The organism is Clostridioides sp. ZZV15-6598 (assembly GCF_020657705.1).
In the GTDB taxonomy this organism is placed as follows: domain Bacteria; phylum Bacillota; class Clostridia; order Peptostreptococcales; family Peptostreptococcaceae; genus Clostridioides; species Clostridioides difficile_F.
Map to the genome: position 1 here is coordinate 1 of NZ_JAGWCS010000358.1, position 332 is coordinate 332.

1 protein-coding gene is annotated in these 332 nt (G+C 25.0%); it reads right to left on the minus strand.

All coding sequences use genetic code 11. From position 1 onward, the window contains the following. Positions 1–293: hypothetical protein (locus tag KGF50_RS22035; protein ID WP_227850012.1), on the minus strand; the 293-nt coding region annotated here is incomplete at its 3' end. Positions 294–332: the final 39 nt, after the last annotated feature.

Below are 332 nucleotides of genomic sequence, written 5' to 3' on the forward strand. Positions count from 1 at the left end.
TCTGAATCTCTGTTTTTATTTTCCTCTTTTAACATACTTAATTCTTTTTCTAATGCTTGTAATCTCTTTTGTTCATCAGTCAAAATAATTTCTATATTTTTTAAAACAGGTTCTTTTGTAATTGGATTTATAGACTCTATATACTGTTTACTATAGTCTATACTTCCAAATTCAACATCTATAAAAGTTAATTCTGTTATTGCATCATGTTCTAATACATCACCTGTTGCTTCTCCTGTTTGAAGCCATATTTTACCTGTTTGGTCGTAAATTATTCTATTTTTTCTATTCATTTTATCACCTCATATTATAATTAATTATTTAAAAGTTCT